The organism is Herbiconiux sp., from assembly GCF_023264895.1.
Taxonomy (GTDB): Bacteria; Actinomycetota; Actinomycetes; order Actinomycetales; family Microbacteriaceae; genus Herbiconiux.
On sequence record NZ_JAHFUY010000023.1, the window covers coordinates 27,091 to 45,753 of the forward strand.

17 protein-coding genes are annotated in these 18,663 nt (G+C 71.1%); 9 read left to right on the forward strand and 8 right to left on the reverse strand.

Annotated features, from left to right (window positions below):
- Window positions 1–8: 8 nt before the first annotated feature.
- The 3 genes from Q0D57_RS04680 to Q0D57_RS04690 are packed head-to-tail and all read right to left on the reverse strand — an operon-like array spanning window position 9 to window position 2,526.
- On the reverse strand, window positions 9–878 hold the full coding sequence (locus Q0D57_RS04680) for an ABC transporter permease (protein ID WP_291038989.1): 870 nt from the start codon (window positions 876–878) through the stop codon (window positions 9–11).
- Window positions 875–1,747, reverse strand: a complete 873-nt coding sequence (locus tag Q0D57_RS04685; RefSeq protein WP_291038992.1) for an ABC transporter permease — start codon at window positions 1,745–1,747, stop codon at window positions 875–877. Before Q0D57_RS04685 ends, Q0D57_RS04680 begins: the two co-directional genes overlap by 4 nt.
- 2 nt (window positions 1,748–1,749) lie before the next feature.
- Window positions 1,750–2,526, reverse strand: a complete 777-nt coding sequence (locus tag Q0D57_RS04690; RefSeq protein ID WP_291038995.1) for a helix-turn-helix domain-containing protein — start codon at window positions 2,524–2,526, stop codon at window positions 1,750–1,752.
- A 204-nt stretch (window positions 2,527–2,730) separates the two neighbouring features.
- Here Q0D57_RS04690 and Q0D57_RS04695 point away from each other — a divergent pair, with 204 nt between their 5' ends.
- From Q0D57_RS04695 to Q0D57_RS04725, 7 genes are read left to right on the forward strand one after another with little or no spacing between them, the layout of a single operon-like run.
- On the forward strand, window positions 2,731–3,663 hold the full coding sequence (locus tag Q0D57_RS04695; RefSeq protein WP_291038998.1) for a DUF6282 family protein: 933 nt from the start codon (window positions 2,731–2,733) through the stop codon (window positions 3,661–3,663).
- Window positions 3,663–4,619 carry a 3-keto-5-aminohexanoate cleavage protein gene (locus tag Q0D57_RS04700; RefSeq protein WP_291039001.1) on the forward strand — a complete coding sequence of 319 codons (957 nt, stop codon included), beginning with the start codon at window positions 3,663–3,665 and terminating at the stop codon, window positions 4,617–4,619. Before Q0D57_RS04695 ends, Q0D57_RS04700 begins: the two co-directional genes overlap by 1 nt.
- The gene (locus Q0D57_RS04705) at window positions 4,616–5,548 is read left to right on the forward strand and encodes a hypothetical protein (RefSeq protein WP_291039004.1); all 933 of its coding nucleotides are present in this window, start codon (window positions 4,616–4,618) and stop codon (window positions 5,546–5,548) included. Before Q0D57_RS04700 ends, Q0D57_RS04705 begins: the two co-directional genes overlap by 4 nt.
- The gene (locus tag Q0D57_RS04710; RefSeq protein WP_291039007.1) at window positions 5,548–6,351 is read left to right on the forward strand and encodes an aldolase/citrate lyase family protein; all 804 of its coding nucleotides are present in this window, start codon (window positions 5,548–5,550) and stop codon (window positions 6,349–6,351) included. Before Q0D57_RS04705 ends, Q0D57_RS04710 begins: the two co-directional genes overlap by 1 nt.
- Entirely contained in the window at window positions 6,348–7,118 is a 771-nt protein-coding gene (locus tag Q0D57_RS04715; RefSeq protein WP_291039010.1) for an SDR family NAD(P)-dependent oxidoreductase, read from the forward strand. The genes Q0D57_RS04710 and Q0D57_RS04715 overlap by 4 nt, the downstream gene beginning before the upstream one ends.
- Window positions 7,111–8,406, forward strand: a complete 1,296-nt coding sequence (locus Q0D57_RS04720; RefSeq protein ID WP_291039013.1) for an iron-containing alcohol dehydrogenase — start codon at window positions 7,111–7,113, stop codon at window positions 8,404–8,406. The genes Q0D57_RS04715 and Q0D57_RS04720 overlap by 8 nt, the downstream gene beginning before the upstream one ends.
- Window positions 8,407–8,429: 23 nt before the next feature.
- Window positions 8,430–9,878 carry an NAD-dependent succinate-semialdehyde dehydrogenase gene (locus tag Q0D57_RS04725; RefSeq protein ID WP_291039016.1) on the forward strand — a complete coding sequence of 483 codons (1,449 nt, stop codon included), beginning with the start codon at window positions 8,430–8,432 and terminating at the stop codon, window positions 9,876–9,878.
- Between the two features lie 30 nt (window positions 9,879–9,908).
- Here the strand turns inward: Q0D57_RS04725 and Q0D57_RS04730 are convergent, their stop codons facing one another.
- Window positions 9,909–10,349: a BLUF domain-containing protein gene (locus tag Q0D57_RS04730; RefSeq protein WP_291039017.1), complete on the reverse strand. Its 441-nt coding sequence runs from the start codon at window positions 10,347–10,349 to the stop codon at window positions 9,909–9,911.
- A gap of 101 nt (window positions 10,350–10,450) precedes the next feature.
- Between Q0D57_RS04730 and nhaA the strand changes: the two genes are divergently transcribed.
- Window positions 10,451–11,803 (forward strand): Na+/H+ antiporter NhaA, encoded by a 1,353-nt coding sequence (nhaA, locus tag Q0D57_RS04735; protein ID WP_291039021.1) that lies wholly within the window; start codon window positions 10,451–10,453, stop codon window positions 11,801–11,803.
- A gap of 12 nt (window positions 11,804–11,815) precedes the next feature.
- On the opposite strand, the gene Q0D57_RS04740 is transcribed toward nhaA, so the two are convergent.
- From Q0D57_RS04740 to Q0D57_RS04755, 4 genes are all read right to left on the reverse strand, one after another.
- Window positions 11,816–13,210 (reverse strand): potassium transporter TrkG, encoded by a 1,395-nt coding sequence (locus Q0D57_RS04740; protein ID WP_291039025.1) that lies wholly within the window; start codon window positions 13,208–13,210, stop codon window positions 11,816–11,818.
- Window positions 13,210–13,644, reverse strand: coding sequence for a hypothetical protein (locus tag Q0D57_RS04745; RefSeq protein WP_291039028.1), 435 nt, complete (start codon window positions 13,642–13,644; stop codon window positions 13,210–13,212). The genes Q0D57_RS04740 and Q0D57_RS04745 overlap by 1 nt, the downstream gene beginning before the upstream one ends.
- A gap of 127 nt (window positions 13,645–13,771) precedes the next feature.
- A complete protein-coding gene (locus tag Q0D57_RS04750; RefSeq protein ID WP_291039031.1) occupies window positions 13,772–14,641 on the reverse strand; it encodes an alpha/beta fold hydrolase in 870 nt (289 codons plus the stop codon).
- Between the two features lie 4 nt (window positions 14,642–14,645).
- A complete protein-coding gene (locus tag Q0D57_RS04755; protein WP_291039034.1) occupies window positions 14,646–15,134 on the reverse strand; it encodes a MarR family winged helix-turn-helix transcriptional regulator in 489 nt (162 codons plus the stop codon).
- A 113-nt stretch (window positions 15,135–15,247) separates the two neighbouring features.
- On the opposite strand from Q0D57_RS04755, the gene Q0D57_RS04760 reads away from it, so the two are divergent.
- Window positions 15,248–18,415 carry an MBG domain-containing protein gene (locus Q0D57_RS04760; protein ID WP_291039037.1) on the forward strand — a complete coding sequence of 1,056 codons (3,168 nt, stop codon included), beginning with the start codon at window positions 15,248–15,250 and terminating at the stop codon, window positions 18,413–18,415.
- The last annotated feature ends 248 nt before the right edge of the window (window positions 18,416–18,663 follow it).

The following is an 18,663-nucleotide window of genomic DNA, read 5'->3' on the forward strand; positions in this document are numbered from 1 at the left end:
GCGATCTCCTAACGCTTCTTCGTGCGACGGCTGCCGATCAGCAGCGGCACCAGGAAGATGATGGTCACCGCGACGACGACGAGACTCGACGACGCGGAGATGGTGGGGTCGAGCTCGAACGTCACGCTGTTGTACATCTGCACCGGAAGTGTCTGGAACGTGGGCGAGCGGAGGAACAGGGCGATGACGACCTCGTCGAACGAGGTGACGAAGGCGAAGATGGCGCCCGTGAGCACGCCGCGGCTGATCAGCGGCATGGTGACCGTGATGAAGGAGCGAATCGGCGACGCACCGAGCGAGGCCGAGGCGCGCAGGAGCTTGGGGTCGAACCCGCCGAGCGCGGCGGTGACCGAGACCAGCACGAACGGCACGCCGAGCGCGGCGTGCGCGATGACGTAGCCGAAGACGCTGCCGGTGAGGTGCCACTGCAGGAACGCGATGTAGACGGCGACGGCGACCACGATGGCGGGGGTCACGAGTGAGATCATGAGCAGGGTGCGCGCGAACGCCGCGAGCCGCCCGGTGAGGCGGTCGAGCCCCACGGCCGCCGCGGTGCCCACGACCGTCGCGATGATCGCCGCGAGCGTCGCCACGAGGAACGAGTTGCCGAGCGACGAGAGCCAGATGGGGTCGGTGAAGAAGTTCTCGTACCAGCGCAGCGAGAAGTCCTGCGGCGGGAACTGGAACGCCGAGGCCGAGCTGAAGCTCAGCGGGATGACGATGAGCGTGGGGAGGATGAAGTAGAGGGCCACCACGGCGCCGATGACGATCAGCCACCAGGGGATGGGATCGATCCCGCGGTCGCGACGGCTCGGCCGACGCGGGGCCGGGGCCGGAGTGGCCGGGTTCGCGGTCTCGTGCTCGTCGAGCGCGGTCATCGCTGCTCCTTCCGATCGGTGGTGGCGGCGGCGCCGATGGCCGAGATGGTGCCGCCGAAGCGGTTGGCCCAGGCCACGAGCGTGAGCGTGATGACGAGCACGAGGATGCCGAGGGCGCCTGCGCCGGCGAAGTCGAGCAGCTGCGTGGTGCGCTGGGCGAGCAGCTGCGCGATGAGCGACTGCTGGGGCGAGCCGAGCAGTGCGGGCGTCACGTAGAAGCCGAGGCTGAGCGTGAAGACGAGGATGAGGCCGGAGACCACGCCGCCGCGGGAGAGCGGCCAGTAGATCTTCCAGAACGCCACGAGCGGCGAGGAGCCGAGCCCGCGGGCGGCCAGCAGCAGCCGCCGGTCGATGCCGCCGAGGGAGCTGAACAGCGGCAGCACCATGAACGGGAGCAGCACCTGGCTCATCGCCACGGTCACGCCCACCACGCTGCCCTGGAAGGCGATGTCGTCGGCTCCGAAGAACTCGAAGACGCTCTGCACGGGGCCGCCGCGCTGCAGGAGCACGATCCAGGCGTAGTTGCGCGCCATCACCGAGGTCCAGAACGGGATGAGCACGATCACGAGCAGCACACCGCGAAGGCGCGGCCCCACCCGGGTCATGAGGTAGGCGTAGGGGTAGCCGAGGAGGAACGCGACCGCGGTGACGATCGCCGCCGTCGCGACCGTGCGGCCGAGCACCGTGAGGGTGACACCGTCGGTGAAGAGCGACGCGTAGTGCTCGAGGGTGAAGCCCGGGGCTCCGACGCTCGTGAGCAGGCTCTGCCCGAGGGGCACGAGGAGCACCGCGGCGAGCAGTCCGAGTGCCGGTATCAGCAGCAGCCAGCTGGGGCGCGGGGCGCGGCGCTGTCGTGTGGTCGTGGTCATCGCTATCCGTTCACCATTGCGCTGAGCTGCTCGGCAGACTCTCTCAGCATTATCACTCTGTCCTCCGACTCGGCGGAGGAGGGAAGCATCGTCGTGGTCCCGAGCACGGCCATGGCGGCCTGGATCTCGTGGCTGCCGAACACGGGAGCGGCCACCGAGGCGAGGCCCACCCGGCCGAGATCGGCCCAGGCGATGCGGTCGCGCCTGGCCAGGGCCAGCTCGGCGTTCTCCCGCCTGGCCTCCTCGGGCCCGAGTCCCGCGTGCAGCCGGGCGACCACGGCGGGGTCGGACTGGAAGGCGAGGAGCACTCGGGACTGGGCGGCCTTCACCTCGAGCACGGTGCCGACGCGCACGGTGAGCACGATCGTGCCGGCGTTCGCCTCCTCCACGTGGCCCACGACGGCGCCGGAGCGGCCGAGGAAGCTCAGCACGGCGGTGAGGCCCGTGCGATCCGACAGCCGGCGGAGCATCGTGGGGGCCAGGGCGAGGATCTGCTGGCGGCTCGAGACGAGACCCGAGAGCTGGTCGACGAGAGGGCCGGGGCCGTTGGAGGCGTTGAGGAAGCCCGACGACTGCAGCGACAGCAGGTAGCGGTGGGCCGTGCTGCGGTTGAGGCCGAGCCGCTCGGAGACGAGGGTCGGCGAGAGCGTGCGGGTGTTCTGGTCGAACAGGGCGAGCACCATGGCCGCCCGTTCGATCGACTGGATGGAACCGCGGTCGGTGTCGGCGATCGGCACGACGGTCTCCGGTGCGTTCGCCTCGGGTGCGGGATCGGTCATGGCTCACCTCCTCATCGAGGGTCTGGTCGGGTACGTCGATCAGTAAAGCAAGCAATTGTTCATAATGCAATCCCAGATTTCGTATCTTGAACACATCTCCCGCTCTGCCATGAGCCTGAATCGCAGGCTTCCAAGTAGACAGATGCGGCATCCGTCCGTATTCTGAACCAAAAGCTCGCAATCCGAACACAAGGAGGTTCTCGGATGACCGTCACCCCCGACGCACCCGTCCCCACGCCCGCCCCCTCTCCTGCACTGCTGAAGGTGCTGCACGGCGCCGTCGATCTGCACGTGCACTCCGGCCCCAGCCCGTTCCCGCGCCGGCTCAACCACGTCGAGGCCTCCTACGACGCCGCGCGGATCGGGCTCCGCGCCCTGCTGATCAAGTCGCACCACCACAACACCGTGATGGACCTGCTCGCGATGCAGGACCAGCTGAAGGATGCGCCGACTCCCGTCTACGGGGGAGTGGCGCTCAACTCCGAGGTCGGTGGCATCAACCCCTCGGCCGTCGCCGTCGCCATCCAGATGGGCGGCCGTGCCGTCTGGGGGCCCACCGTCTCGGCCGGTCAGCACATCCGTGCGCACAGCCACGACGACGGCTTCCCCACCGCCGGCTCGAACCTCGAGGAGAAGGAGGAGTCGGTGTGGGCCGCCGACGGGACCATCTCGGCGGAGACCGTGAGGGTGACCCAGCTCGTGGCGGAGGCCGGCATCATGCTCTCGGGCGGCCACCTCGACGCCGAGTCGATGAAGGCGCTCTTCGCCACCGCGCAGGAGAACGGAGTGCGCCGGCTGCTGCTGCACCACCCCGACTTCATCGTGAACGCCTCGGAGGGCGACGTGGAGGCGATGCTCGGCTACGGCGCCTTCGTGGAGCACGAGATGTCGATGTACCACCCCGACGTGCCCGCTCCCGGATTCCCCATCTCGCAGCTGGTCGACTGGATCGAGAAGGTGGGCCCCGAGCGCACCGTGATCGACTCCGACCTCGGCCAGAAGACCAACCCGCTGCCCGTCGACGGCTACATCTACGTCATCCAGCAGCTTCTCGACCACGGCGTGAAGGAGAAGGACGTCCGCCAGATGATCTGCCGCAACACCGCCTACCTGCTCGGCCTCGAGGAGACCAACTGATGCAGCGCGCCGAACAGGTCATCATCAGCACGGCCGTCACCGGATCGGTCAACGTGCCCTCGCAGAGCGAGCACCTCCCGCTGAGCGCCGATCAGGTCGTGCAGTCGGCGCTCGAGGCGGTGGAGGCGGGTTCGGCCGTCATCCACCTGCACGCCAGGCATCCCGACGGCCGGCCGGCGTGGGAGGCCGAGCTCTACGAGCAGATCGTGCCGCGCATCCTCGAGCAGACCGACGTGGTGATCAACATCACCACGGGCGGATCGTCGGCCATGACGATGGAGCAGCGTCTCGCCGGCGCCCTGCGGTTCGCGCCGGAGCTCGCCTCGCTCAACATGGGCTCGATGAACTTCGTCTACTCCGGCATCGCCGACAAGGTCACGGAGTGGAAGCACGGCTGGGAGGAGCAGTACGTGCGGAACACCTACTCCCATCCGTTCATCAACTCGTTCGACCGCATCGAGCACACCCTCCGCGAGCTCGGCGAGGGCCTCGGCACCCGCTTCGAGTTCGAGTGCTACGACATCGGGCACCTCTACACGCTCGCCTACTTCGTGGAGCGGGGCCTCGTGAAGCCGCCCTTCCTCATCCAGGGCGTCTTCGGCATCCTCGGCGGCATCGGGGCGCACCACGAGAACCTCACCCACATGGTGGCGATCGCCGACAAGCTCTTCGGCGACGACTACTACTTCTCGGCCTTCGCCGCCGGCCGCGGCCAGATGCAGTTCGGCACGCACAGCGCGTGGCTCGGCGGCCACGTGCGGGTGGGGCTCGAGGACAGCCTGTGGATCGGCAAGGGCGAGCTCGCCACGAGCAACGCGCAGCAGGTGCGCAAGATCAGGGCCGTCGTGGAGGATCTCGGTCGCCCCATCGCCACCCCCGCCGACGCCCGGCGCATGCTCGCCCTCAAGGGCTCCGGCGGGGTCACACTCCAGAAGGCAGGAAGCGCGACGACATGACCATGTACGCCAAGGACGACATCCGATCGACGCTCGCCGCGGCACCGCAGGCGCCCCCCAGGGACGTCGACCCCTCGACCCCCGTGAAGCCCTCGCAGTGGCTCGCGTTCCACGACCTCGCGCCCAGCGAGGTAAGCGCCTCGGGTGGCCGCACCTGGATCGCCCGCGCCGCCAACCTCGTCGTCGTGTACTCCGAGGCGCGGGCCGGCGACGTCCTCACCCGCACCGGGCAGCCCGACGAGTACGCGGTGCTGCTCTACTCGGAGAGCGCGCCCCTCCGCATCACCGCCGAGGGCGCCACGGCCGGCAGTGGCACAGCCGAGGTGGCCGAGGAGGCCTTCGTGGTGGTGCCGCCGGGCGACAGCTCCGTCGAGGTGCTGGCCGACGGCCCCGTCATCCGGCTGTTCTCCACCCTCGACGAGGAGCTCGCGGCCTCGGCGCTGAACGCCGCGGCCTACGACGAGCCCGACCTCCGCGCCGCGCCGCTCGAGCCCTGGCCCGACCCCGTCGGGGGTTTCGCACTGCGGGTCTACCGCCTCGCCGACACCCCGATCGCCGAGGGCCGCTTCGGCCGCATCTTCCGCACCACGAACCTCATGGTCAACTTCCTGGCCGAGGAGCCGGCGCCGCGCGACGAGCACCGGCTGTCGCCGCACTTCCACGACGACTTCGAGCAGATCTCGTTCGGGGTGAAGGGCACGTTCGTGCACCACATCCGCTACCCCTGGGGCCCGGATTCCGCCGCGTGGCGGGAGGACGAGCACCGCGAGATCGGCACGCCGTCGATCTGCATCATCCCGCCGCCCACGGTGCACACCACCCAGGGGGTCGGCGTGCACCAGCAGCTGCTCGACATCTTCTCGCCCCCGCGTGCGGACTTCTCGGCCTCGGGCTGGGTGCTGAACGCCGACGACTACCCGGCGCCGTGATGGCGACGCGAACGAGCCTGTTCAAGGCCGCACTCGACCGGCCGGGAGGCCCGGCGCTCGGCACCTGGGTGAAGCTGCCCGCCCTCGAGAGCGTCGAGCTGATGGCGCTCGCCGGCTTCGACTTCGTGGTGATCGACCTTGAGCACTCGGCGCTGAGCATCGAGTCGGCCGCGCAGCAGATCGGGGTCGCACTGCTGGCGGGCGTCTCGCCCATCGTGCGCATCCCGGCGCTCGACGGCGGGGTCGTGCAGCGCGTGCTCGACGCCGGGGCGGAGGGCATCATGCTGCCGCACGTCGACACCGTCGCCCAGGCACGGGCCGCCGCGGCGGCCGTGCGCTTCCCCCCTCGCGGAACGCGCGGTGTGGGGAGCACGAGCCGAGCGGGGGCCTGGGGTGCACTGCCGCGCGAGGAGTACCTGCGCTTCGGCCAGGAGGAGGTGGTGCTCATCGCGCAGATCGAGAGCGCCACGGCCGCGCGCTCGGCCGGGGAGATCGCCGCGGTCGAGGGCGTCGACGCCCTGCTCATCGGGGCAGCCGACCTCTCGACGAGCGAGGGGCGGTCGGAGTCCGACCCCGAGATCGTCGCCCTCATCGCCGCCGCCGTGCGCGACAGCCTGGCCGCAGGGGTCCCCATCGGCAACGCCGGGGGAGCCACCGCCGCAGCCGCGCGGGCCTCGGCGGAGGCCGGATACCGTTTCACCTTGATGAGCAACGACGCGAGTCTGCTCGGAGCCGCCGCAGCCGCCGCGGTCTCCGCGGGTCGCACCGTGCACGACGACGAACCACGGAAGGACACGCCATGACAGGCACACCGCACGAGGGAATGCTCCACGGCAAGGTCGTTCTCGTGATGGGCGCGAGCGCCGGGATCGGCGCCGACGCCGCCCGGGTCTTCGCCGGGCACGGCGCATCCGTCATGCTCGTGGCGCGCACGGAGGGGCCGCTCCGAGCGGTGGCGGATGCGCTCACCGAGGAGGGCTTCTCCGCCCACCACGCCGTGGGCGACATCAGCCGGGGAGCCGATGTGGCGCGGATCGTGGACTCCACGATCGAGCGCTTCGGCCGCCTCGACGGCGCCTTCAACAACGCGGGCCTCACCCAGGGCGGCCGCCTCGACGAGGTGTCGGAGGAGGACTTCGACCGCATCCTCTCGGTCAACGTGAAGGGCGTGTGGCTGTGCCTGCGCGAAGAGCTCCGCGTGATGCGCGCGGCCGGCTCCGGGTCGATCGTGAACGTCAGCAGCATCGGCGGGCTCCGCGGCAGCTCGGGCATGGGCGCCTATCAGGCCACCAAGCACGCGGTCATCGGGCTCACCCGCACGGCGGCGCACGACAACGGGCCGGCCGGCATCCGGGTGAACGTCATCGCCCCCGGGCCCACCGAGACCCCCATGCTGGAGCAGACCCGCCGGGCGATCCCGGGCGGGGTGGAGGCGCGGATCGCGGCGACCCCGCTCCGCAAGGTGGGCACGGGCACCGAGGTGGGGGAGGCGGCCGCCTGGCTGCTGAGCGACCTCGCGAGCCACATCAGCGGCGTCGTGCTGCCCGTCGACGGAGGCTTCAGTGCCTAGGGCGGGCCGGGCACCCGCCTCCACCGTGCTCCGTGACGGTCGTGCAGCGGCCGCGGCAGGCACCGGAACGCTGCGCCTGCCGACGCGCATCCATGTGGGCTACGGCGTGCGATCGCAGATCCCGCCGCTGCTCGCCGAGCACGGTTCGAGGGTCTTCGCCGTCGTCGATCCGTTCCTCGCCGGCTCGCCGCACTTCACAGCACTCGTCGACGCCGTGCGGGCACAGGGCGCCGAGGTCGAGATCCACACCGACGTGCTGCCCGAGCTCCCCGTGGGCTCGCTCACCGCGAGCGGCGACGCGGCGCGGGCGTTCGGGCCCGACGTCGTGCTCGCCTACGGCGGGGGCAGCTCGCTCGACGCCGCCAAGCTCATCGCGCTGCTCGTGACGCACGGGGGAGCGCTCGCCGACTACTACGGCGAGAACAACGTGCCGGGGCCCGTGCTCCCCATCGTGGCCGTGCCCACCACGGCCGGAACCGGATCGGAGGTCACGCCCGTGGCCGTGATCTCGGATCCGGATCAGGAGATGAAGATCGGCATCTCGAGCCCGCACCTGGTGCCGGTGGCCGCGGTGGTCGATCCGGAGCTCACGCTCGGAGCGCCGCCCGCGGTCACCGCCTACGCCGGCATCGACGCGCTCGTGCACGCCCTCGAGTCGTTCACCGCGACCGAGCTGCCGCTCGAGTGGGGTGGCAGGCTGCCCGTGTTCACGGGGCAGAACCTCTTCGCCGACCAGCTCGCCCTCGAGGCCGTGCGGCGCATCGCGCCCTCGCTCGCGCGGGCCGTGGCCGATGGCTCGGACCGGGAGGCCCGCGCCGAGGTGGCCTACGGGAGCCTCCTCGCCGGCATGTCGTTCGGCCCCACCGGCACGCACCTCTCGCACGCGCTGCAGTACCCCATCGGCGCCATCACCAAGACGCCGCACGGGCTCGGCACGGGGCTCATGATCCCGTACGTGCTGCAGGCCTGCGTGCCCGTCATCCCCGAGCGGCTCGCCCGCATCGGGGAGGCGCTCGGCGGGGTCGAGGCGGATCCGTGGGTCGCGGCTCAGGATGCCGTGGACCGGGTGGCCGTGCTCTGCCGGGCCATCGGCATCCCGCAGAGCCTCGCCGAGATCGGTGTCGAGCACGATCAGCTCGAGCGCATCGCCGACCTCGCCCTGCGCGCCCGCAGACTCGTCGACATCTCGCCGCTCGGCTCCGACCGGCAGACCCTCCTCACCATCCTCGAGGCCGCCCACGCGGGCGACCGCACGCTCATCGCGGCCACCGGCCGCAGCGGCCGCTGACCGCGGCCGGGAAGGACCCCCGCATGACCACCGCCACCACCACCCTCCCGTTCCGGGCGGAGCTCTTCCTCGACGGCGCCTGGCGACCGGGCGCCGACGGGCGCACGTTCCCCGTGATCGATCCCTCCGACGGCTCCACCATCGCCGACTTCGCGATCGCGAGCCGCGAGGACTGCCTGCACGCCGTGGAGTCGGCCGCCGCCGCCCAGGAGAGCTGGGCGGCCACGTCGCCCCGGCACCGCAGCGAACTGCTGCGTGCGGCCTACGAGGTGCTCACCGACGAGGTCGAGCTGTTCGCCGAGATCATGATCCGGGAGAACGGCAAGTCGTACGCCGACGCGATCGGGGAGGCGAACTACGCCAAGGAGTTCTTCCGCTGGTTCGCCGAGGAGGCCGTCCGCATCCCGGGCGAGTACCGGCTCTCCCCGGGCGGCGACAAGCGGATCGTGGTCGACCGGCAGCCCATCGGGGTGTCGCTGCTCATCACGCCCTGGAACTTCCCGGCCGCGATGGCCACCCGCAAGCTCGCGCCGGCGCTCGCCGCGGGCTGCACCGTCATCCTGAAGCCGGCCAGGGAGACCCCACTCACCGCCGCGTACGTGGTCGACGTGCTGCACCGCGTCGGCTTCCCGAGCGGCGTCGTGGGCCTCGTGACCCCCGTGCCGACCGGGCCGATCGTGGCCGAGATGCTCGCGCATCCGGCTGTGCGGAAGCTCTCGTTCACGGGATCGACCGAGGTCGGCCGGGAGCTGCTGCACGCCTCCGCCGACACCGTGGTGAGCACCTCGATGGAGCTGGGCGGAAACGCGCCGGTCATCGTGCTGCCGGGCGCCGACCTCGAGCTGACGGTGCGCGAGTCGCTGCTCGCGAAGATGCGGAACGGCGGATCGGCGTGCACGGCCGCCAACCGCTTCTACGTGCACTCGTCGGTGCACGACGCCTTCGTGGCGCGCATGGCGGAGGAGCTCGCGGCGGTGCGCGTGGGCCCCGGGCTCGATCGCTCGAACCAGCTGGGGGCCCTCGTGTCGGTGAGGGAGCGTGACAAGGTCGCCGCCCTCGTGCAGTCGGCGGTGGCCGAGGGGGCTGTCGTCGTGACGGGCGGTGAGAGCTCGGCGGAGGGCGCCTTCTACGACGCGACGCTCCTCACGAACGTACGGCACGGATCCGCCGTCAACGCCACCGAGATCTTCGGGCCGGTGACGGCCGTGGTGGTCTACGACGACGTCGACGAGGCCATCCGCATGGCCAACGACACCGTGTTCGGGCTGATGGCGTACGTCTTCGGCGAGGAGCGCGCGGCGATCGCGGTGGCGGGCCGGCTCGAAGCGGGGATGATCGCGATCAACCGCGGGGTCGTGAGCGATCCGGCGGCACCTTTCGGCGGTGTCAAGCAGAGTGGTCTCGGCCGCGAGGGCTCGAGCGACGGCATCCTCGAGTTCCTCGAGGAGAAGTACATCGCCCTGACCGCCTGAGGGCCTGACCGCTCGTGTCCTGGGCGGGCCCTACGGGGCCGACTGGAACCAGCGGATGAGGGCCCGCACCGCCGGGGTCGTGGAACTCACGTCGTCGGTGTCGTCGGCGAGGTCGTCGAAGGTCTTGCGGTAACCGGGGATCGACGCCTCCTCGGCGACGGCGACGGGCTGGAACCCCATCGTCCACTCCGGGAACTGGCGGGAGTCGACGATCTCGTCGATGAGCACCCGCACGTCGCGGTGGCCCGTGTCGTCGGCGATCCGCTCCATCAGGTCGTGCACCGGGCGGAAGGGGCCCTCGAGGAGCTGCAGGAACCGTCCGTCGCGGTAGAGGAGCATGCCGGTGACCCCGTTGCCGGCGTTGTTGCGGCGGCTCACGGTGAGCAGGGCGGCGAGATCGGCGTCGCTGAACGGCGAGGTGGCGGTGCTGGAGTACACGACGGAGATCACGGGGTAACGCTGCGGGTCCATGAGTCGACCCTAGGCGGGCGGTGGCCATTCGGCCGCGGTAAACTCGACGAGGCGCGTCGGGAAGTCTGGTCGACATCCGTTCTGTCGACCCGAGGAGCTCCTTGAACAACTCCACCACGCCCGCCCGCTTCCCGTCCTGGCCCGGCTACCGGGAATCCCGCCGCATCACGGCGCTCCTCCGCAAGGAGGCCGTGGGCGGCATCCTTCTCGTGGTGGCCGCCGCCATCGCCATCATCTGGGCCAACTCACCTGCGGCTGAAGCGTACTTCGCGCTCCGCGACTTCCGGATCGGGTACGAGCCGTGGCACCTGAACCTCTCGCTGGGTGCGTGGGCCGCCGATGGCCTGCTCGCCGTGTTCTTCTTCCTGGTCGGCCTCGAGCTCAAGCGCGAGATCGTGTCAGGGGGCCTCCGCCGATTCCAGACCGCGATCGTGCCCGTCACAGCCGCCTTCGGTGGCGTCCTGGTGCCCGCGCTGATCTACACGGCCGTCGTGTGGGCCGAACCGAGCCTCCGGCCAGGGTGGGCGATCCCCACCGCCACCGACATCGCGTTCGCGGTGGCCGTGCTCGCGATCGTCGGCTCCCACCTGCCGAGTCCGCTGCGGATCTTCCTCCTCACCCTCGCCGTCGTCGACGACCTCATCGCGATCCTCATCATCGCCGTCTTCTACACGTCGGCGATCGAGGTCGTGCCCCTGATCATCTCGGCGGCGATCATCGCGGTGTACGGGTTCATCGCCCAGCGCTACCGGAGCCTGTTCCACGACAATGCGCTGGCCGCGTGGCTCATCCTGCTGCCGATCGGTTTCGCCGCGTGGGCGTTCCTGCACGCCTCGGGCGTGCACGCCACCATCGCCGGTGTGGCGCTGGCCTTCACCATCCCCGTGCGGCCACCTCGTCGTCCGACCGGATCCGGCGCAGAGGAGCACGACCTCGCCGAGCAGTTCGAGCACCGGTTCCGGCCGCTCTCCGCCGGGTTCGCCGTCCCGGTGTTCGCGTTCTTCGCCGCCGGCGTCGCGGTCGGCGGCCTCGAGGGGATCACCCGTGCTCTCACCGATCCCGTCACCATCGGCATCTTCGTGGGGCTCGTGGTCGGAAAGCCGATCGGCATCGTGGTCTCGGTGCGGCTGCTGACCTGGCTCACGCGGGTGAAGCTCGACCCCCTGCTGAAGTGGATCGACCTCATCGGCGTGGGCCTGCTCGCCGGAATCGGCTTCACCGTCTCGCTGCTCATCGCCGAGCTCAGCTTCGGCGAGGACAGTCCGCACGGCGACGACGCCAAGATCGCCATCATGGCGGCCTCGCTCGCCGCGTCGCTGTTCGCCTCCGTCGTCCTGGTGGCCCGCAACCGGCACTACAAGCGGATCTCGGACGCGGAGGACATCGACGCCGACGGCGACGACGTGCCCGACATCTACCAGACCCCGGCGGACAGACCGCCGAAGAGCTCCTAGGGGCCGGCCGGGTCAGCCGATGACGGGCCGCTCGTCGGGGTAGCGGAAGAGCAGGTTGCGGCGACGCACCGCGAGAGCCGAGGCGAGGCCGATGGGGCCGATCCGTCCCGCGAACATGAGCGCGGTGAGCACGTAGAGCCCCGCGGGATGGAGCTCTTCCGTGAGACCGACGCTGAGGCCGCAGGTGGCGAACGCCGAGATCACCTCGAACAGGATCCGGTCGAGGGGGGCGTCGCTCACGAGCATGATGAGCCCGGTCGCGACGAGCACGAGGGTGGCGCCGAGGAACGTCACGCTGATGGCGACGCGGAGCGCGCCCTGCGGGATGGTGCGACCGAAGATCATGACGTTCTTGTCGCCCTTGGCCTCGGCCACGATGGCCAGGAACAGGATCGCGATGGTGGTGACCTTGATCCCGCCGGCCGTGGAGGCCGATCCGCCGCCCACGAACATCAGGGCGTCGGTCACGAGCAGGGTCACCGGGCTCGACTCGCCGTAGTCGGTCAGCGAGAAGCCGCCGGATCGCATCATGGTCGAGGCGAACAGGGCGTGGTAGATCTTCTCGCCGACCGTCATGCCGCCGATCGTGTCCGTGTTCGACCACTCGAGCACCATCCAGGTCAGAGCACCGAGCACGAGGAAGACGGTGGTGGTGGTGAGGGTGAGCTTGGCGTGCAGCGACCACGTCCTCCAGTGGTGCCGCGACATCATGAGCACGAGGAAGACGGGGAAGCCGAGGCTGCCCACGAACACACCGACCATGACCGGGATCGTGATCCAGAGGTCGCCGTCGTAGGCCATGATGCCGCCCGGGTTCGGCGCGAAGCCGGCGTTGTTGAACGCCGAGACCGCGTAGAAGATGCCGTCCCAGGTGCCCCGGAGGAAGGACCCCTCGACGATGATGAACCGGGGGATGAGCACGAGCGCGAGCACGCCCTCGAGGACGAGGGTCGTGAGGATGACGATCCGGAGCAGCGACTGCACCTCGCCGAGCTTGCTCGCGCCGATGCCCTGCTGAGCGAAGATGCGCACCTGCACGCCGAAGCTGCGGGTCACCGCCCGCGAGAGCAGGAGGGCGATGGTGATGATCCCGAGGCCGCCGATCTGGATGCCGAGGAGGATGACCAGCTCGCCGAAGAACGACCAGTGCTCGGCGGTGTCGACCGAGACCAGCCCGGTCACCGTCACGGCGGAGAAGGCCGTGAACATCGCATCGTGCAGCACCGTGGCCCGCCCGTCGGCCGCGGCGATCGGGAGGGTGAGCAGGCCCGTGAACAGCAGGGCCACGAGCAGGAAGATGGCGAGCGCGAGCAGAGCGGGAGAGATCTTCGCCACACGGCTCGTGGCGATCGCGAGGCGGAACGGATCTCGCGCACGACGCGTGCGGGCCGTGCGCGCGAACGTCATCATCCCTCCGTGCCGGATCCGGTGCCGCGAAGGCCCGACACCGACCCGCTCGAGTGCGCGAGCTCGATGACGCCCTCGCTCGAGCCGTCGATCGAGGCCTGCACCTTGCGGGTCAGGCCGTCGAGGTCCGGATCGGGCGGCACGATGATGGCGTCCACCCGAGCCGACTGCGTGCGGCCGCGCCGGGCTCTCCTCCGGCTTCTGGCCAGCTCGCGCAGCGTGACGTCGGCCATCACATCGCTCGTCCGCGGGTCGGTGGAGCCGTTCAGCGACTCGGGCTCCACCCGCACGAGCAGGGCGTCGATGTCGGCGACCCGGGGGATGCCCGTGCTCCGGGAGGGATGGACGACGTCGAGGCCTGCCGTGGAGAGCGAGCGGGTGAGGTCGTCGGAAAGCGGATCTCCGTAGACCACGGCGAGAAGGGCTGATGTCATGTGCGCGACCGGCTCTCTGCTAGGAGGAAGAGCGGCTCGCTCCGAGCCACCCGCCGACCAGACTTCCCGGCGCGCCACCAGCAGACTAGCCGACGTCGTGCGGCCGGTCACTGACATGCTGCAACTGTCATCCGGATGCGCGTGGCGAGCCCTGAACTCGGCCCGGGTCGGTTGCGTCGTGGAGGATGGCGGCGGCCACGACGGTGGGGGCGTTCTCGGGCAGCCAGTGGTTCTCATCGAGCTCGACGAAGCGGTAGGGGGCTGTGACGTAGGAGCCGGTGAGCTCCGCCGCGCGACGGCCGAGGGCCTGGTCGCCGTTGCCCCACAGGTAGGTGGTGGGGACCGTCACGCTCCGGCCCCGCGGCTCCGGCGCGCCGGGCAGGCCGATGCCCCGGTACCAGTTCAGCCCGCCGGTGAGGCGGCCGGGCTCGGCCATGAAGGCGCCGTAGGCGGCCGCCGAGTCGGGGTCGAGCCCCATCCGCCGCAGCACGGCAGCGAGCCGCGGGCGGAGGAGCCGCTCGGGCAGCCGGGGCAGCTGGAACACCAGCATGTAGAAGGAGCGCAGCAGCTGCGCCGAGCTCACGAGCGAGCGCACGAGGGCGGCCGGATGCGGCGTCGACAGCACGGTGAGCCCCGTCAGGCGGCCGGGCGCCGACATCGCGAGCAGCCACGCGATCGCCCCGCCCCAGTCGTGCCCCACGAGGTGCGCGCGCTCAACCCCGGCGGCGTCGAGCAGCGCGAGCACGTCGCGCTGGAGCTCGCCGGCCCGGTAGTCGCGTCGCCGGCGCGGGCGGGCGCCGTCGGAGTAGCCGCGCTGATCCGGGGCGAGGGTTCTCAGGCCGGCCCCCTGCAGGATCGCCGCGACGCGGTCGAAGCCGTGGCGGTTGCCGGGGAAGCCGTGCAGGAGCACCACCGTGGGTGCGTCCAGCGGCCCCGCATCCGTCACGTCGAAGGTGAGCCCGGACCGGGAGAACGACTCGATGCGCTGCGGCTGCATGTCATCAGCCTGCCCCGTCGGAGTCGAGGTGGGAACGGAGGGTCGTGGTCAGCTCGTGGAGATGCTGCAGCTGCTCCGCGGTGAAGGCGTCGACGAAGATCTCGCGCACGAGGCGGAGATGGGCGGCCGAGGAGCTCCGGAAGGTGCGGGCGCCCGACGCCGTCAGGCTGACCGAGGCGCCGCGGGCATCGCCGCCGACGCGGCCGCGCAGCACGAGGCCTCGCTCCTCCATGCGCCGGAGGTGATGCGAGAGGCGGCTGCGCTCCCAGCCCACGACCGCCGCCAGATCGGAGGAGCGGAGGGTCTTCTCGGGGGCCTCGCTCAGGGCGAGCATCACCGAGTAGTCGCCCGGCGAGATCCCGGACGTCTCCTGGAACGCCGACGCGAGGGTGCGCCGCACCTCCTCGGCGGTCTCGATGTAGGTGCGCCAGACGGCCAGCTCGGCCGCGTTCGGCGATCGCCGCTGCGGGGCATCCTCGTCCGTCTCGCTCATCAGGCCTCCTGCACACGAGGGTACCGGTCATTGACGCGTCAACCACGGGCGTGACGACGCAGACTCGGTTGGGGGGGAGCGGTGGCGGTGATGTCTCTGACACCCTGAAGACCATGCTCCGCACCCACCCGAACACCGCCCGGCACCGACGCGCGATGGCGGTGGGAGCGACGGTCGCACTGCTGCTGGGGTTCGCGGCGAGCAGTCCCGCCGCGCCGGCGACCGCCGCGGAGGATGACCCGCCCGTCGAGAGCGGGCAGGAGTTCTGCGCCACGGCGCAGGTGACGGTGCCGGCCGGTGTCGACTACGGGCGAATGACGGTCGTGGGCCAGACCGGCGGCCCCGGCTACTCCCGCACGAGCTCCCCCGCCACCGGCGGCCGCGGGGGCATCGTCGAGGCGGTCGTGCGACTCGTGCCCGGTCAGCCGCTGTGGCTGGCCGGGGCCTCGACGCTCATGACCTCACCCGGCAACGGGCCCAACCGCTACGGTGCGGGCGGCCGGGGATCCTTCGTCTCGAACATCGACCCGAACCCGTACTGCCCCGGCGGCACCAAGCGGGCCGAGGACTTCCCGACCAATGCGTTCCTGGCGGTCGCCGGTGGCGGCGGGGGTGGCGGTGGCGACGGCGCCTACGGCGGGCACACGAACGGAGGCAACGGCGGCGCGGCCGGCCAGCCGGGGTACGACGCCGGCGACAACGAACGGCAGGACGGCGCCGGCGGCGCACCCGGCGCGAGCACGCACGGTGGCGCAGGTGGAGCGGGCGGCCACCGGGCGCTCGGCGAGTCGGGCAAGCCCGGGCAGGGCGGCACGTACCTCACCGGCGGTGCCGGCGGTGTCGCCAACCCCTCGTTCCTGTACGGCGGCCAGGCCGGATCCGGGTTCTACGGCGGCGGGGGCGGCGGAGGCGGCCAGGACGGCGGCTCCGGGGGAGGAGGCGGCGGCTCGAACTACCTCCCGCCCTACATCCCCACCACCCCGCCGACGGCGACGCAGCCGATGGGCACCCTGCAGAACGGGATCGCCCCCTCCTCCGACGTGAACGCGAGCATCGCGTGGATGTACCCGACCACCACCACCATCACGGTCACCCCGACCCCGAGCTACCCGGCCGACGAGCACACCGCCGCGATCACGGTGTCGACGCTCAGCGGGGCCGTGCCGATCGGGGGCACCGTCGAGCTGCGGGTGGCGGGCCGCGCTGCCGTCAGCGCCCCCGTGGTGGGCGGGGCGGCGACCTTCCCGCTCGGCACACTGCCCGTGGGGGACACCGCGCTCACGGCCTCCTACAGCGGCATCGACACGCCCGACGTGGTGTTCCAGCCGAGCACCGGATCGGCGACGCCGACCGTCACGGCCTACACCGACGCGTCGACGACGACGACGATCCTCCCCCTCAGCGGTGAGATCTACACGGTCGACCCCGTCGCCCTCGCGGCGACCGTCGTGGGGCCGGACGGCGGCAGGATCAACGGCGGCACGGTGACGTTCTCCACCGGGTCCGGCACGGTCCTGGAGACCGCCCCCGTGGTCGACGGGGCCGCTCGCGCCTCGCATGTCTTCCCCGGCGTGGGGCTCTACGAGGTGCACGCGCGGTTCAGCGGGCTGACGGACCGCACGACGGTCTTCACACCGAGCTCCAGCGGCACCATCGCCTTCTCCGTGACCCAGGGCACGGTGCCGCAGGTGAGCACCCAGCCGCAGTCGGCCTCGATCGTCTACGGTGAGCAGCCGCCGACGCTTCGAGCATCGGCCTGGAGCATCCCGTCGCCGACCGTCCAGTGGGAGCGGGCCGCCGACTCCGTCGCGCAGTTCAGCGACATACCTGGCGCCACGTCCGAGAGCTACACGCCGCCGGCCGACACACCCACGGGCACCGAGTTCCGCGCGCACTTCGAGAACCGCTTCGGCTCGACGGCCTCCGACACCGTGAGCCTCACCGTGGCCAAGGCCGAGCTCCTCGTGATCGCCGACGACAAGACCATGGAAGGCGGGACGAGTGCTCCCGGCTACACCGTGAGCTACGGCTCCGGATCCGGCACGGACGGGTTCCGGCTGAACGACGGGCCCGGCTCGCTGCAGGGCACGCTCACCTGCGTGACCGATCCCGCCGACGTGACGACCGTCGCGCCCGGCCGCTACCCGATCTCGTGCTCGGGGCTGAGCTCGCCGAACTACACGATCTCCTACAGGAGCGGCACCTTGACGGTCGCGGCGGCCTCCCAGCGGATCGAGTTCACGACCGATCCGCCCGCGCCCGGTCTGGTGGGGCAGCAGGGATACCTGGTGCAGGCCGACGGCGGAGCCTCCGGGCAGCCGGTGGTCTTCAGCGCCACCCCGCAGAGCGCGCCGTGGTGCACGGTCTCACCGGAGGGCGACGTGCAGTTCGTGTCGGACCGGTCGACGCCCTTCGCCGGCACCTGCACGGTCAACGCCGATCAGGCCGGTGGGGGGATCTATCCGCCCGCGCCGCGGGCCCAGCAGGTGATCGCCGTGCAGAAGGTGGCCCCTCAGCCCGGGCCGCAGTATCCGGACGTACGTCTTGAGGCGGGGAAGCTCTACACGATGTCGGCGGGCGTCACCGACGACGCGGGCGCGCGCTACCAGTGGTACTCCTCGGTCGACGGGCAGACCTTCACCCCCATCGAGCTGGCGCAGGCGCCGACCCACAGGATCTACGGCACGATGACGCATCCCTCGGTCTACTACAAGGTGCTCGCCTACAACTCCACGGGGCCCACGCCCTCGGAGGGGCGCATCTTCTCGCAGGTGACCCGGGTCACGGTCGAACCGGTCGAGATCGAGGTGATCGCACCGGACGTGCAGATCACCGTCGGATCGGAGCTGCCCGTGGTGACGCCCGAGTACGCGACCTTCATCGACGACGAGACACCGGAATCGCTCGGCCTGACGACGACCTGCACCATCGACGCCGAGGCGGCGAAGACGGTCGGCGCCCACCCGGGGGCGGTGACGTGCTCGGGGTTCTCGAGCATCGACTACCGGCCCATCTACGAGGCGGGGACACTGACGGTCGTGGTGGCTGCGGGCCCCGAGCCGGTCGACCCGGTCGTGCCGGTCGTGCCGGGCGTTCCGGATGGCAGCTCAGGCGGAGCAGTGTCTCACGACGGTGCTCAGCCTGCGGGTGACGGCACGACGGCGCTCGCCGCGACCGGCGGCCCGGGGTCGGGCTCGGGTGGCACCTGGCTGCTTCTGGTGCTCGCCGTGCTCGCCGCCGCCGCCGGAGCCTCGGTGCGCCGCCTCGCGGTCGGGCGGTGACGGGCGCCGTCCGACGGGGCACGAGCGACCGGACTTCACCTGGCCGGACGCGCCGGACCACGTCCCTCGCGGTCTCCGCATCCTCCGATCCCCTCACCATCACCCGCTCGGAGACGAGAACGCGGTGACCGCATCACCCACTTGTCGATCGCGATCACGTGAGCCGATCCGGCCCTGCGGTTCGGTCCTGCTCCACACTTGTCGTGGAGCCCGGAGTGCGGTTCGCTGAGGGGGAGGCGCGGGGTGTT

What these genes read in the sequence shown, in the direction of transcription:
- Q0D57_RS04680 (WP_291038989.1), bottom strand. Translation starts at nt 878, where the DNA reads ATGACCGCGCTCGACGAGCACGAGACCGCGAACCCGGCCACTCCGGCC.
- Q0D57_RS04685 (WP_291038992.1), bottom strand. Translation starts at nt 1,747, where the DNA reads ATGACCACGACCACACGACAGCGCCGCGCCCCGCGCCCCAGCTGGCTG.
- Q0D57_RS04690 (WP_291038995.1), bottom strand. Translation starts at nt 2,526, where the DNA reads ATGACCGATCCCGCACCCGAGGCGAACGCACCGGAGACCGTCGTGCCG.
- Q0D57_RS04695 (WP_291038998.1), top strand. Translation starts at nt 2,731, where the DNA reads ATGACCGTCACCCCCGACGCACCCGTCCCCACGCCCGCCCCCTCTCCT.
- Q0D57_RS04700 (WP_291039001.1), top strand. Translation starts at nt 3,663, where the DNA reads ATGCAGCGCGCCGAACAGGTCATCATCAGCACGGCCGTCACCGGATCG.
- Q0D57_RS04705 (WP_291039004.1), top strand. Translation starts at nt 4,616, where the DNA reads ATGACCATGTACGCCAAGGACGACATCCGATCGACGCTCGCCGCGGCA.
- Q0D57_RS04710 (WP_291039007.1), top strand. Translation starts at nt 5,548, where the DNA reads ATGGCGACGCGAACGAGCCTGTTCAAGGCCGCACTCGACCGGCCGGGA.
- Q0D57_RS04715 (WP_291039010.1), top strand. Translation starts at nt 6,348, where the DNA reads ATGACAGGCACACCGCACGAGGGAATGCTCCACGGCAAGGTCGTTCTC.
- Q0D57_RS04725 (WP_291039016.1), top strand. Translation starts at nt 8,430, where the DNA reads ATGACCACCGCCACCACCACCCTCCCGTTCCGGGCGGAGCTCTTCCTC.
- Q0D57_RS04730 (WP_291039017.1), bottom strand. Translation starts at nt 10,349, where the DNA reads ATGGACCCGCAGCGTTACCCCGTGATCTCCGTCGTGTACTCCAGCACC.
- Q0D57_RS04740 (WP_291039025.1), bottom strand. Translation starts at nt 13,210, where the DNA reads ATGACGTTCGCGCGCACGGCCCGCACGCGTCGTGCGCGAGATCCGTTC.
- Q0D57_RS04745 (WP_291039028.1), bottom strand. Translation starts at nt 13,644, where the DNA reads ATGACATCAGCCCTTCTCGCCGTGGTCTACGGAGATCCGCTTTCCGAC.
- Q0D57_RS04750 (WP_291039031.1), bottom strand. Translation starts at nt 14,641, where the DNA reads ATGCAGCCGCAGCGCATCGAGTCGTTCTCCCGGTCCGGGCTCACCTTC.
- Q0D57_RS04755 (WP_291039034.1), bottom strand. Translation starts at nt 15,134, where the DNA reads ATGAGCGAGACGGACGAGGATGCCCCGCAGCGGCGATCGCCGAACGCG.
- Q0D57_RS04760 (WP_291039037.1), top strand. Translation starts at nt 15,248, where the DNA reads ATGCTCCGCACCCACCCGAACACCGCCCGGCACCGACGCGCGATGGCG.